Source organism: Rahnella woolbedingensis (genome assembly GCF_003602095.1).
In the GTDB taxonomy this organism is placed as follows: domain Bacteria; phylum Pseudomonadota; class Gammaproteobacteria; order Enterobacterales; family Enterobacteriaceae; genus Rahnella; species Rahnella woolbedingensis.
Genome location: NZ_RAHH01000054.1, coordinates 1 through 12,258, shown reverse-complemented (window position 1 = coordinate 12,258; position 12,258 = coordinate 1). Strand labels below are relative to the sequence as shown.

Here is a 12,258-nt window from a genome sequence, read left to right as displayed (position 1 = left end):
GATTTAATATCGATTCAATAAACATATAAAGTCAATATCTTTTTTAAGGCATTCCAATGGATTTGCAGGATTTTTCATCAATTCTAAAGTTTAACTTAGAACAAAATAATATAAACAAGTACATGACTAATGTATGGGTATATAAAAATGAGTGCTGTGTTGTAGATTTTAATATAGACGGAAATAAATTTGCATTTGATGTAAAAGTTGGGGATGGGTTTAGCTATGTTGCATATGTTGACAGGCAAAATGATAACAACAAAAAGAAATTATTAGAATGTGATTTTTTTAGCATTGAAGAAATATGCAAGACGATAGTTGAAAAAACATCTTCTATTGAAACAAAAGAAATGGCTGAATATAGTTACGATATATCAGTGATAATTCCTGTATATAATAGGGAGTTTCTCATTGGTAAGTGCATCGATTCTTTAAACGCCCAAACGTTGAACAGGGATCATTTCGAGGTCGTTTTTGTAGATGACTTCTCCAAGGATAATGGAATATCTGTTATAAAGTCATTAATCAAAGATGATATTAATTATAGGGTTTTAAAAAGACCGATAAATTCAGGCTCTGCAAGCTCTCCTAGGAATGATGGGATAAAGGCATCCAAAGGAAGATATGTACTGTTTTTAGATTCTGATGATTTTATACTACCATACTGTCTTGAAGAACTCCTTAATTGCGTAAAAAGGACAGATCCTGATATAGTATATCTTAAAATTGACGGAGACAAAGGCCGAAAGTTTGGTATTAGACCATTTGCTAAAGGAAATGTTGATAGGGCTTCCATATCTGGAAATCATCTAGTTAGATCATTAATGCCATCAAAACTAGTAAAAAAATCACTTATCATTGAAAATAATATATTCTTCCCTATCGACATAAAAGTTGGGGAGGATAGAGTATTTATGATTCATGCACTCTCCAAGTCTAGAAGGATAAGTATTCTAGCAGATAAGCCATATTATTATTTAACAAATCATGAGCAGGAAAGAATGACAAATGCTGTTCAAAGTCTTGAACAGGACTTTGAAATAGTTTCTAGGGGATTTAAACACATATACCTTTCAGGAAAAAGCGTTTCTGAAAAACAGTCGTTCTTCTCAAGTTGGATGAATGTTGTTGTTGAAGCATATGTTAAAAATAGAATAAAAAGCAAAAAGAATACTATTATAGCGAAGTCGGAATATATCAGTTTGTTAATTCGTGATTTTGCATTTTATGCAGATTTACATAGTGATGAGCAAATTTATCCAGAGTTTAAAGAGTTGTACAAAATATTCTCTCTTGGAAATGTTGATGATATAGTAACATACTGCTTAAAAAGCTAGATAACATCATTATAAGGGGATTTCATAATGCAGGTAACTCGTTTTTTTATTTGCCCTAAGTGTGGTGCACACTACGAAGGAAAAATTGATGGAGAGTTGTCAGACAGTTATGACGACACGATTGAGTTAGTACACTCAACAGAATTTGATGAGTACCTGCCAAAGCCAGATCAGTTTGCATCGTGGGCGAAGCGTCACTTCGTTCATGTTAAAAATTGCGGAAGTTGTGAGAACGCCAGCTAAAGAATCACAGTAGTGCCCGGCCCCCGAAAGGGGGCTTTTTTTTGGGGTAAAACTTTCCTCCCAGATCAGAGCGCTAAGATTTTTCACCAATCAAGCCCTTCACAAGATCAAGAATAGATGATTATACTGTATGCATGAACAGTGCTTGTGAGGTGGTTATGGCTAAGAAGGATTTGGGTTTTGACATTGTGTACCGCGGTGAGACTCGCGACCGGATAGAGCCGGGCAAGTACGTTTTCTTCCAGCGCCTCAAGGAGCACGGTGGCGGCTACTGGCTGGGTCATGTTTACGATGATTGGTTTGGGTTCGTGATCGAGGAACCGGTGTCACTGAGGTATGGCATGGAGATGTTGCAGACAATCGCGGGGCAGCAGAAAGACATCATGAAGTTTGATGACAGCCTGGATAATTTCATGCTGACGAGTGAGTGAGATGAGTAGGGGGCATATTCGGGGCAAAAAATTACCGCAAACCGATGTTACTACGTGCCAAGCAGCGTTTCAGTTTGCGGTAATACTCTGTTTCAACCGTGATTAAATCTTACTTCACTACACTTCGCTATCTGACAGCCGCCTATCATGAATAAGCCAAGCTGGGCGAAGTAAGCTCGTTTTCTTTGTGCTTAGATATGAAAAAGCCCCGGCAAATACCAGGGCTTTTTTTATTCCAGGATTTGATATCAGATCTCCGAATCAGGCCTGACAGCACCGAGCGCATTCAGTGCTTCTGAATCCAGCTCCGGATCGGCTTTGTCGATAAGTCGTGTCATCTCGATCAATGCCTGAAACTGTTCGAACAATATTTTGGCGTCGGATTTAAGCACTTCATCATCGGAGTCGAGTACGGAGTTAATGGCCTTGTTGACGCTATCGATGATTTCCTGAGGCCCGCCATTTTTCCCAACAGTGATGAAAATCGCGCCGACAAGGAGTGACTGCGCCTCAACCTGAGCGGTAAGCTGTTTGGTGTCTGCTTCCATACGGGAGATTTTTGCGATCATACCTAAAATGATATTTTTCATTTATTACCCCTGCAGATCGAAAGTGTAAGTTGCCATTTATTTCTACGCCAGGTTCTGAAAACTGCATAATTATATTTGGTAAAACTGGGCGGTTTGTTGCAACCGCCCTTGAAATTCAAACGGAAGATAACGATGCGCGGATCGGGCATTCGGATGAAATGCCCTGCGTATCATGCCTCCGGATGATTTTTACCTTCTTCAATGAAATCTTCATCAATCTCATCGGTATTGTTCTGATGATCGCGTCCGGAAAGAATGTTCCAGCAGGCGATGAACAATGCCGCAATCAGCGGGCCAATCACAAAGCCGTTAATGCCGTAGACTTCCATCCCACCTAGTGTAGTGATAAGGATCAGGTAATCCGGCATTTTGGTGTCTTTACCGACCAGCAGCGGACGTAAAACGTTATCCACAATACCGATGACCACCACGAAGAAGACCACGATGAAAATCCCCTGCCACAGCATGCCAGAAGCGAAGAAATAAATGGCAGCCGGTACCCAGATAATGGCTGACCCTACCGCCGGAATGATTGACAAGAAAGCCATCAGCGCGCCCCAAAGAAGGCTGCCATCCAGACCGGCAATATAAAACGCCAGCCCACCCAGAGCGCCCTGAACGATTGCCACCACTACCGTCCCTTTCACTGTCGCACGGGACACCGCGGCAAACTTCATAAACAAATGGTGTTTAACGTGGCGGGAAAGCGGCAGGGCTTCCAGCGTAAGATTGACCAGATAGGCGCCATCTTTGAGCAGGAAGAACAAGATATACAGCATGATGCCAAAACCGACCACAAAGCCGAATGTGCTTTTACCGATAACAAATACACTGCCTGCCAGATACTGACTGCCTTGCAGGGCGACGTCGGAAAGCTTTTTCTGAATTTCAGTCGTACTGTCCAGATTATGTTCCGACAGGAAATGTCTGGCCCAGCGCGGTAAATGGTGGATGGTATCCGTCAGCATAACCGGCAACTGCGAGTCATTCCCCTGAAGTTTGGTGTAAACCGCATTGAATTCGATTGCCAGCGAAGAAGTAATAATCGCCAGCGGTGTGAATACAATCAGACAAATAATCATAACGGTTAAAAAAGATACAAGACCGTTACGATCACCGACATATTGCTTAAGCCGGTTTTTCAGCGGATTAAAAATAACTGCGAGAATCACTGCCCATAGCACGGAAGAATAATAAGGCCTCAATACATCGAAAAAAGCCAAAGTGACGATGAAAAGAATCGCGATGAAAAAACCTTTTGAAAACCCTTTTACGACCATACTTGTTCCTCTGATGAACCTTTTTGCCCTCGTAGCATAGAACTCATTGAGGTTTTTACAAATCCAGGTCTTTTTTTAAGCAATATTCGTGGCAGCTCTGTGGGTTGTTTAAGGCCTGGAGAGAAAAAATCAGCGGGCCGGTTGTTGGATATCTCTTTATTAAAAGAAGCCATAAAAGATGAAACCAACCGCGGCCCAGAAAAGAACACAAGCACCGACGCAAATTACCCAGATGAGCCAGACAGGAAGATTTTTCATTGCAGTTCCAGATTAGTCATATAAATCATTCAAATTAAGAGTCTGCATTCCCTGCGTAATGATACTGCTGTCCATAGAAAAGGCGCCCTGAGGCGCCCTGATGAATTCTGTTTGCTAAAATTAGCGACCGAACAAATCGCGGCGTTTAGGTTTAACGAACTGGGCAAGCAGCACCAAAATCGCAATCACCATAAATACGCTGAAAACAACTACCAGCCATTGCGGCATACCGAGCGAAAGGAATTCCCACTGCTTTTCCGCACAATCACCGCTGGCAATAAACATCCACGGGAACCATTTGTCCAGCGGCAACCAGGTCGGGAAGCGGGCAGCAAAATCACACGTCGCAAACGGAGAAGGATGCAGCTGGATCATGGTGTGTTCCCATGACAGACGGATCCCTTCATAAGCGCTGTAAATCCAGATAAGAATACCGGCATAGCGTAACCAGGTGGAAGGGGCAATAGCACCGACCAGGCCAGCAGCCAGAATACCCATTAACGCACAGCGTTCATAAATACACATGACACAAGGTTTAAGAAGCATCACGTGTTGGAAATACAACGCGACCAGCTCAAGAACCAGGGCGGTAAGAGCCATCAGAAGCCATGCACCGCGGCCTTGAGAACAGCGGTTAAGATATTGCAACATAGTAAATTTTCCCTGCAGTTAGCTACTGAGACGCAGTGTAAACCAATTGCTCCCTGCTGCCAGCCTGTCAGAATAAATATTAGGTAAATAAATAATATAAATCTGACTTTTTGCGTTTAATCCCGGTAATTTTCTAGATTGCAAGGTTACAGAAATTACCGGGGTACGTTTTCAGGATCAGTGAGGCATGAGCAATTCACTGGCCGGTGGCAAACTCAGCCATCCCATATTCGTAAACCACTGCGTCATATCCGGCAGCAGATATTGTACGCACAGCAAACCCACCAGCGTCATCACTACCGTGTAAGGCAGCGCCATCCAGACCATTCTTCCGTAAGAAAGACGGATAAGCGGAGCAAGGGCGGAAGTCAGCAGGAACAGAAATGCCGCCTGACCGTTGGGAGTGGCCACCGATGGCAAGTTTGTCCCGGTATTGATCGCGACCGCCAGCAGTTCGAACTGCTTCAGGTCAATCACGCCATTAACCAGTGCCGATTTCGCTTCATTGATATAAACGGTGCCGACAAAAACGTTATCAGAAACAGAAGAAAGCAATCCGTTGAACAGATAGAACAATGACAGCTGGTTTGAAGGCGCTGACTGAAGCACATAGTGAATGATGGGAGTGAACAGATGCTGTTCGATGATCACGGCGACGATGGCAAAAAAGACAGTCAGCAGGGCGGTGAAGGGCAGGGAATCCTGGAAAGCTTTACCAATCGCATGTTCATCCGTCACACCGCAAAACGCGGTAGCAAAGATAATGACCGTCAGGCCGATCAACCCGACTTCTGCCAGATGGAAAGCCAGTGCGATAATCAGCCACACTCCTATGACGACCTGCACCGCCAGCTTGATGCGTTCCTGTTTGGTAATGTTCTCACTGTTCTTTTGATCGAACTTTTTGAGCACTTCATACACCGGGTGCGGCAGTTTTGCGCCATAACCAAACAGTCGGAAGCGTTCCACCAGTGCGCAGACCACGAAACCACAAATAAACACCGGCACGGTAACCGGAGACATGCGGATCAGGAAATCGACAAACTGCCAGTCAGCGCTTTTGGCGATAATCAGGTTCTGCGGCTCACCTACCATCGTCATCACGCCGCCGAGCGCAGTACCTACGCCTGCATGCATCATCAGGCTGCGTAAAAACGCACGGAACTGTTCCAGCACGGCCTGGTGCTGCTGATTACCGGTAAACGTGCTGTCGTCGGTCACGTCCGCGCTTTCACTCTGATTTGAGGCGAAGTTATGGTAAATCGAATAGAAACCGACTGAAACGCTGATCACTACGGCGATAACTGTCAGGGCATCGAGGAAGGCAGAAAGAAAAGCGGCAGCGAAACAAAAGGCCATCGACAGCGCGATTTTATTTCTCAGATTCAGCAGCAGCTTGGTAAATACGGTCAGCAGCAGTTGCTTCATAAAGTAGATGCCCGCCACCATGAAAATCAACAGCAGGATGACTTCCAGATTGGCCGAAATCTCTTCGCGAATGCGCTCTGCCGTGGTCATACCTATCATAACGGCTTCGATTGCCAGCAGGCCGCCCGGCTGGAGCGGATAGCACTTGAGCGCCATACCCAGCGTAAAAATAAACTCGACGACCAGCAGCCATCCGGCTAAAAACGGGCTGACCAGAAAGAAAATCAACGGGTTAATAATCAAAAACATCAGGATGGTAATTTTGTACCAGTTAGGAGACTGTCCCAAAAAGTTCTTTATAAATGCGCGACCGTAGGTTGTTTCCATATTCCCCAGATTTCCTTTGTCTGTAATTTTCATTTGTATCAAAAGCATGGGTCAGTTTAATTGTCTGACTGAAATTTACCACCCAAAAGGCTGCCCGGTAAGCCATGAGGAATTTGAAATTCTGCAAACCCCTGCACAGTTTCAACATTTGTTCGGCCTGACAGCTATAACCGGCGTTTTTCATCTGGTATGATGAGCTGAACTATATCCCCAATAAAAGCCCCACACGGAACGACAAACACATGGTTATTAAGGCACAAAGTCCTGCCGGTTTTGCCGAAGAGTATATCATCGAAAGTATCTGGAACAGTCGCTTCCCTCCTGGCTCAATTTTGCCCGCCGAGAGAGAACTTTCAGAACTCATTGGCGTGACCCGAACCACATTGCGTGAGGTGTTACAGCGGCTTGCCCGGGATGGCTGGTTGACAATTCAGCATGGAAAACCGACCAAAGTGAACAATTTTTGGGAAACGTCGGGTCTGAATATTCTGGAAACTCTGGCGCGTCTCGACCACGAAAGCGTACCGCAGCTCATTGATAACTTGCTGTCAGTCCGTACCAATATTGCGACGATCTTTATCCGAAAAGCGATGCGTAGCAATCCGGAAGAAACTCAGCAGGTACTGGCAAGGGCCAGTGAAGTTGAAGATCATGCCGAAGCGTTTACCGCACTCGATTACGGTATTTTCCGTGGTCTGGCATTTGCGTCCGGTAACCCGATTTATGGGCTGATCATTAACGGCTTGCGTGGATTGTACACCCGCGTCGGACGTTATTACTTCTCCAATCCTGAAGCGCGTAAGCTGGCGATCACTTTCTATAAAAAACTGTCTGACATCTGCCACGAAAAAAGTTACGAGCAGATTGTCGATTGCGTCCGTATTTACGGCCGTCAGAGTGGTGAAATCTGGCACAGCATGCAGAGTGCGATGCCAGGTGATCTGACCGAGAAGAAACATCGTTAATTTTCGGACTGTTTGGGCGTTATACCGGCCTCCACGGTGAGAATCGACAGGTCGGTGCTGAGCATCGGTGCAGTAAGTTGTTTCAGTTGTGAAGAACACAATAGACCAGCGATGCTGTAATGCTTGTCAGTTAAGCCTTGAAGAACGCCGCTGCGGATAACGCTGCGGCTTCTTTTTTACCTCTCTGGGGTAATGCCTTTCACGACGCTCGGGCAGCACGAAGCTTCCCGCCATCGCCAGTATTTCATTCATTATTTGCGGAAGCCTTCCCGGTGCCACTGCGGGCAGCATGCTCAACTGGCTCGTCAGATACAGCGCGGCTTGTTTAAAGCTAAGCTGGCATCCTCCAAAGCGTGCCATCGATAGCCATCAGTGTCAGGCCATTCCAGTGTGATAACGGTGTTTTCTCAATTCAGAGTTGGGATGTTTTTTCAAAAACGAGGCGCACAGCATCCTCTCCGAGTCGCCGGCGTGCCTGCACCACTTGCACCACTGCGCTGGGGGCAACGAAAGGACGTTTTCCGGGAAGAACAATATCGAGATGTGAAACGAGCTGGCTCATAGAAAGTGAGCGAAACAGCGACATACCGGTGATAGCCCACGCCATCATCTCCATCGGTAGACGACGCTTACGCACAGTTACTACACCAGTATCAGCAAGGCACTCATCAATGAGTTCAGGCGAAAGAAGGTGAGAAAGGGCGGTGAATTCTTTGGGAGAAAATTGCCGTTTTTGTGATTAATCAGTCCGACCGGCGTGCACAGATGGTCGCAGTGGAAAAGGTGCAACGCCATCTCATCGCTTTCCGGCAGCGGGTCAACCCACAGCGCGATATTTTCCGCCTTCAGGTTGACCGAGGCCAGCCATTGGTGATTTGCGTCGCTGACCTGATTACGGCGGATTTCCTGCTCAATTTGGTTAAAGCGCTGATGAATGTCCGGCGGGAAAACGCCGCCCGCGTCCTCTTCGAGCTTTTCGGCCAGCGTGCGGTGGCTGTCTTCTGCCCGCGCATGCTCCGCGCGCAGCAGCGGCACGAAGCTGTCGGGGTGATAAATCGTGTGCAGCTGAATGTCGCGGTTCTCAGTCAGCACCAGCCGGTCGCCGTCCCAGCCGAACCAGGTGTTTTGCGTGTCGGTTTGCTGCGTTTGCGGGTTCAGCGTGATGACCTGCTTGCCGACGCGCCGCCCCAGCGGGTCGTAAATATAGCGCGCCTGCGTGGTGGTCTGGCCGTTCTCCTCAATCGCAAAGCGCGTCAGCCGGTGCGCGCGGTCATACGCAAAAGTATGAACCGCCTCGTTGTCGTGCGAATGCTGCACCCAGCCGGCGTAATAAGGCCGTTTTGCGGTCAGATTGCCCCAGACATCGTATTCATACTGATACCGCTCATCGTGCTGAATGCGGTTGCCGTGCCAGACCGGCAGTTCGTTTATCGGAGCGGATGAGTATCAGGATGCGTAAGCGTGCGGTTGCCCGCCGGGTCGGGCAGCGTGGTCAGCCTGCCCGTAGGCGTGTAGCGGTAAAAATGGTCGCCGCTGCCGGTGGACATCTGCGTCATCTGCCCGGCGTGGGAATAGATTTTTCAGACTGCCAGTTTTCACTGAACCGCGGGGTGGTTTCACGGTGCAGAAAAGAGTTGGAGTTTAGAAAGCAGATGCAGGGGAGCGTCTGTTTCAAGCTACGAACTCTTGTTGTGAGGCGATCAGCCTAGCGCCACATGCTGTTTGCATTCCCTCGACGGCAAGATTTAGACCGCAAAAGGAAATTTTTGGTGTCCCATCCACGATTGGAAAGACGCCGTCACATGCTGGACATGAGACTGAATGGCCTATTCCGGCGACGGGGATCCCAACATGAGTCACTTGTGCGAACCCTTCTAACACGGTTCCTCCGTGAGAGGTTTTATCGCCTTTAAGAATGACGGCCTGATATGGCATAGTGATTAACCTTCTGATTATTAAGATGTATGTTGCGTTTATTTTAGCTTCAACTGAGCTGAAGGTATTAGAATCCTGACTTATGTTTGCTTCCAGAGTATTATGTTGAAAGTTTTTTCTAAGTCATAACCAGGGCACTGAGTTCCTGCCCCCTTGATATTACTAAGGCGGCGTCTTCGTAGGATGGTTCTTGTCATTTAACGAATTAAATTGAAACGTGTCGCCATGACATTTTTATTTTTCCATGAGAGCAAACGCCTTTTACGGCATTAGCTATATTCTCAGGAATAAAGTGCAGTTCATCTTTGCCTGCAAATTAATAGCAAATTTTCAGGCATAGGTTAGATAGAGGAAATGTAAACCCTCTAAAGTAAATTACTTTCATATTCACTCAATTGTTTTTAAATTAAATTTTTTTTCAAATCTGGCTCCTGGGCATTGGGTGCCTGGCGTTGAACCTTCTACGTTGAAGGATATTACCTCGGCTTTTTCTGGAACACCGACAACCTCAATAACTCCATGCATTTTGTCATCAACTAAAGCGGTGATAGTTAAACCGTTTTTTTTGTAAACTTCCGGATTGTCAACACGAAATCTTATAACTGGATACCCGGTTGTAATGATTTTTAAATCATACTTTTTACCGACAGTAGCTAATGGTAATTCACTAATTGAAAATCCAACATGCCTTTCCTCCATGATAGAACAACACCCTGAGATAATCAGGATGAAGAAAAAAGTAATCATTTTTTTCATGCTTTATCCTTAAAGTTTTTAATTACAACAGCGCCATATATATAAGAGCAAAACTCCTTGAGAGTTCTTGATCTACTAATGGGGAATTCGCTCATATATTTAAGCTCGCCCCAAGAGAAAATTTCAATATCGACTAATTCATTATCTGACGTTTCCTCCGTAATGTTTTCCTGTGTACCCGCCAATCTTAAACTACTTTCGAGTACTATCCAATGTGAAGGATACCCACTACCTAGACCCAAAATCAATCCATGATTTATAAGAACAAGCATATGGTTTTCTGAACATACAAAATTGCTTAATTGCGCAACTTTATATTTGGGTCATGAAAATAGAGTCATGTCAGTATTAATGACCTCAGCCCCCATACTCTTAACCCACTTTATAATTCCTTCTGGAAGTGTTGCGCCACTAAAAGCATCATCAGGTGATTTATAATCGAAAAAAATATTTTCTTCGTCTCTTAAACTTGCCATGGATATCCAATCTATTGCAGAGACACGAGTACTACCGTCGCTTTCCGTATAGTTTAGTGGACTACAACAACCCGTTGAAGGATTCACTTCAAGGTTACCAAGTTTAGTGCTTCCTTCATTCCATAGATCTTTTATATATTGGCAATATAACACCGGATTGTCTTTCAATAAGATATACATAAATGCTGCTGGACCGCATAAGCTTGCATCACCTTGGTTAGGATATTTTTTCTCCATATAATCCATACCAGATGCTTCATACTTCAATCTCGCTGCTAACTGCCTCTCAATCTTACTTTTCTCAAAAGGGTCTTTTGGATGGCCGACAGGGAACTGAGGGTCTATAAAAATGCGTTTATTTGAGATCGTACATATCTTATCAAAACGCTGATTTTTAGTTGTCTCTCCAGTACTAAATTTCTTATTGAAGATGGTCCAGTTGTTAGTACTGCTAGCATTAGTAAAAGAATTAATCAGAATACTTTTATCAGTGCAAATTCCTGCACAAAAGATATCGCAATACACCAGTGGCACTTCTGCCAGATTTTCCTCATAAGGAATGCAATGAAGTAAAGACTCTCCCTCCTGAGAAAAAGAGGTTTCAGGTTCGGAATTAAGAATGTCCTGTGCGCCTGACGCCTTACAAAGTTTCATCACGTAGGAATACTTGCTGAAATCGATTATAATGCACGTTCCTTCGCTAAGGGCTTTTATCGTAAAGTACGCATTAATGTCCATATTTATTTTATCTCACTCTGACTATTATCCAGCACAGCATCTATATGTATATTTTCAGGTTTGTCGGTGTTAAAAATTCCGGTATATCCCTGACTGTTCGTTTTACCTGTAACCTGGCTACCCTCTGGGAAAATAGCGATGTAATCAGTTGCAACATAAGGTTTGTTTTCGTCATTTTCGAGCAAGAAACGTACTTTATATTTATTGTCATCTTCTTCGCCTTCCGATTTTTCCCCGGATGACCCCTCAGAACTATCATCCGGAGAGGGTGAGTTAAGGGATTTGTCATCGTCTGCAACAGAGAAGGCCGATGCCTGAATAACGGCATTATTGAAATCTCTTCCGCCACCGTTGCCGCCCGTTAGTGAATTAATCACCGGGGTTAATATCTCAACTTTTCCCCGCAATTTAATGACTGGTGCATCCAGCATAATACCCGTTTCATCAATGGTGACACTACCCATCGGCCCCTGAATGTCGATCTTCTCATTGCCTTTAAGAATTATTCTTTTTGCCTGCGTGCTGTTCTCTTTACCCGTGAAAATAGTTTCCTTACCTTCAGTTAACCGTGAGTAATCACCAGCAGTTTCACTGTGATAATTCGCATGTGAAAACTCCTCCCTGTGGGATTTAACGTCAAGGTGCAAGCCGCCTTTGATTGAGGTGTGGCGGTCTCTTTCAACCACGATAGTATCATCGCGTCCCACAGATAAGCGTTGATCGTTCCCTATCACTTTCTCGCGATCATGCTGGATATTATTAAACTGGTTATTCAGCACCTTGGTCTTCATGTCCTTCTGGGCATGGATCGACAGCAGCTCCTGTGCGGTGGCATCTTCGAAC

14 protein-coding genes and 1 pseudogene are annotated in these 12,258 nt (G+C 45.2%); 3 read left to right on the top strand and 12 right to left on the bottom strand.

Features of this window, described 5'->3' with window-relative positions; all coding sequences use genetic code 11:
* Window positions 1–56 precede the first annotated feature (56 nt).
* Window positions 57–1,337, top strand: coding sequence for a glycosyltransferase family 2 protein (locus tag D6C13_RS24680; protein ID WP_120135264.1), 1,281 nt, complete (start codon window positions 57–59; stop codon window positions 1,335–1,337).
* A 401-nt stretch (window positions 1,338–1,738) separates the two neighbouring features.
* The gene (locus tag D6C13_RS24675) at window positions 1,739–2,011 is read left to right on the top strand and encodes a hypothetical protein (protein ID WP_120135265.1); all 273 of its coding nucleotides are present in this window, start codon (window positions 1,739–1,741) and stop codon (window positions 2,009–2,011) included.
* 248 nt (window positions 2,012–2,259) lie between these two features.
* Here the strand turns inward: D6C13_RS24675 and iraP are convergent, their stop codons facing one another.
* The 4 genes from iraP to nhaB all read right to left on the bottom strand — a co-directional run bounded on the left by iraP (window position 2,260) and on the right by nhaB (window position 6,545).
* On the bottom strand, window positions 2,260–2,601 hold the full coding sequence (iraP, locus tag D6C13_RS24670; protein ID WP_120135263.1) for an anti-adapter protein IraP: 342 nt from the start codon (window positions 2,599–2,601) through the stop codon (window positions 2,260–2,262).
* Window positions 2,602–2,771: 170 nt separating this feature from the next.
* Entirely contained in the window at window positions 2,772–3,881 is a 1,110-nt protein-coding gene (locus D6C13_RS24665; protein WP_120135262.1) for an AI-2E family transporter, read from the bottom strand.
* A gap of 378 nt (window positions 3,882–4,259) precedes the next feature.
* The gene (gene dsbB / locus D6C13_RS24660) at window positions 4,260–4,790 is read right to left on the bottom strand and encodes a disulfide bond formation protein DsbB (RefSeq protein ID WP_120135261.1); all 531 of its coding nucleotides are present in this window, start codon (window positions 4,788–4,790) and stop codon (window positions 4,260–4,262) included.
* 177 nt (window positions 4,791–4,967) lie between these two features.
* Window positions 4,968–6,545 carry a sodium/proton antiporter NhaB gene (nhaB, locus tag D6C13_RS24655; protein ID WP_120135260.1) on the bottom strand — a complete coding sequence of 526 codons (1,578 nt, stop codon included), beginning with the start codon at window positions 6,543–6,545 and terminating at the stop codon, window positions 4,968–4,970.
* 242 nt (window positions 6,546–6,787) lie between these two features.
* Here nhaB and fadR point away from each other — a divergent pair, with 242 nt between their 5' ends.
* On the top strand, window positions 6,788–7,510 hold the full coding sequence (fadR, locus tag D6C13_RS24650) for a fatty acid metabolism transcriptional regulator FadR (protein ID WP_120135259.1): 723 nt from the start codon (window positions 6,788–6,790) through the stop codon (window positions 7,508–7,510).
* Between the two features lie 126 nt (window positions 7,511–7,636).
* Here the strand turns inward: fadR and D6C13_RS24645 are convergent, their stop codons facing one another.
* The 8 genes and pseudogenes from D6C13_RS24645 to D6C13_RS25725 form a co-directional block, all read right to left on the bottom strand.
* Entirely contained in the window at window positions 7,637–7,870 is a 234-nt protein-coding gene (locus D6C13_RS24645; protein ID WP_120135258.1) for a hypothetical protein, read from the bottom strand.
* Window positions 7,848–8,246: pseudogene (locus D6C13_RS24640) on the bottom strand (transposase domain-containing protein); the annotation flags it as partial. The pseudogene D6C13_RS24640 and the gene D6C13_RS24645, both read right to left, overlap by 23 nt.
* Window positions 8,153–8,827 (bottom strand): RHS repeat domain-containing protein, encoded by a 675-nt coding sequence (locus tag D6C13_RS24635; protein WP_120135256.1) that lies wholly within the window; start codon window positions 8,825–8,827, stop codon window positions 8,153–8,155. The gene D6C13_RS24635 and the pseudogene D6C13_RS24640, both read right to left, overlap by 94 nt.
* Before the next feature lie 354 nt (window positions 8,828–9,181).
* Window positions 9,182–9,445, bottom strand: coding sequence for a PAAR domain-containing protein (locus D6C13_RS24630; protein WP_120135255.1), 264 nt, complete (start codon window positions 9,443–9,445; stop codon window positions 9,182–9,184).
* A gap of 387 nt (window positions 9,446–9,832) precedes the next feature.
* Window positions 9,833–10,201, bottom strand: a complete 369-nt coding sequence (locus tag D6C13_RS24625; protein WP_120135254.1) for a hypothetical protein — start codon at window positions 10,199–10,201, stop codon at window positions 9,833–9,835.
* Window positions 10,198–10,473, bottom strand: coding sequence for a hypothetical protein (locus D6C13_RS24620; RefSeq protein WP_120135253.1), 276 nt, complete (start codon window positions 10,471–10,473; stop codon window positions 10,198–10,200). Before D6C13_RS24620 ends, D6C13_RS24625 begins: the two co-directional genes overlap by 4 nt.
* Window positions 10,474–10,524: 51 nt before the next feature.
* Window positions 10,525–11,334 (bottom strand): hypothetical protein, encoded by an 810-nt coding sequence (locus D6C13_RS24615; protein WP_167458082.1) that lies wholly within the window; start codon window positions 11,332–11,334, stop codon window positions 10,525–10,527.
* An 83-nt stretch (window positions 11,335–11,417) separates the two neighbouring features.
* A partial coding sequence (locus tag D6C13_RS25725; protein WP_208642946.1) for a bacteriophage T4 gp5 trimerisation domain-containing protein occupies window positions 11,418–12,258 on the bottom strand: 841 nt, incomplete at its 5' end.

Bases quoted from the DNA above. Each gene is read 5' to 3' on its own strand.
- D6C13_RS24680 (WP_120135264.1), top strand. From the start codon at position 57: ATGGATTTGCAGGATTTTTCATCAATTCTAAAGTTTAACTTAGAACAA.
- D6C13_RS24675 (WP_120135265.1), top strand. From the start codon at position 1,739: ATGGCTAAGAAGGATTTGGGTTTTGACATTGTGTACCGCGGTGAGACT.
- iraP (WP_120135263.1), bottom strand. From the start codon at position 2,601: ATGAAAAATATCATTTTAGGTATGATCGCAAAAATCTCCCGTATGGAA.
- D6C13_RS24665 (WP_120135262.1), bottom strand. From the start codon at position 3,881: ATGGTCGTAAAAGGGTTTTCAAAAGGTTTTTTCATCGCGATTCTTTTC.
- dsbB (WP_120135261.1), bottom strand. From the start codon at position 4,790: ATGTTGCAATATCTTAACCGCTGTTCTCAAGGCCGCGGTGCATGGCTT.
- nhaB (WP_120135260.1), bottom strand. From the start codon at position 6,545: ATGGAAACAACCTACGGTCGCGCATTTATAAAGAACTTTTTGGGACAG.
- fadR (WP_120135259.1), top strand. From the start codon at position 6,788: ATGGTTATTAAGGCACAAAGTCCTGCCGGTTTTGCCGAAGAGTATATC.
- D6C13_RS24645 (WP_120135258.1), bottom strand. From the start codon at position 7,870: ATGGCACGCTTTGGAGGATGCCAGCTTAGCTTTAAACAAGCCGCGCTG.
- D6C13_RS24630 (WP_120135255.1), bottom strand. From the start codon at position 9,445: ATGCCATATCAGGCCGTCATTCTTAAAGGCGATAAAACCTCTCACGGA.
- D6C13_RS24625 (WP_120135254.1), bottom strand. From the start codon at position 10,201: ATGAAAAAAATGATTACTTTTTTCTTCATCCTGATTATCTCAGGGTGT.
- D6C13_RS24620 (WP_120135253.1), bottom strand. From the start codon at position 10,473: ATGCTTGTTCTTATAAATCATGGATTGATTTTGGGTCTAGGTAGTGGG.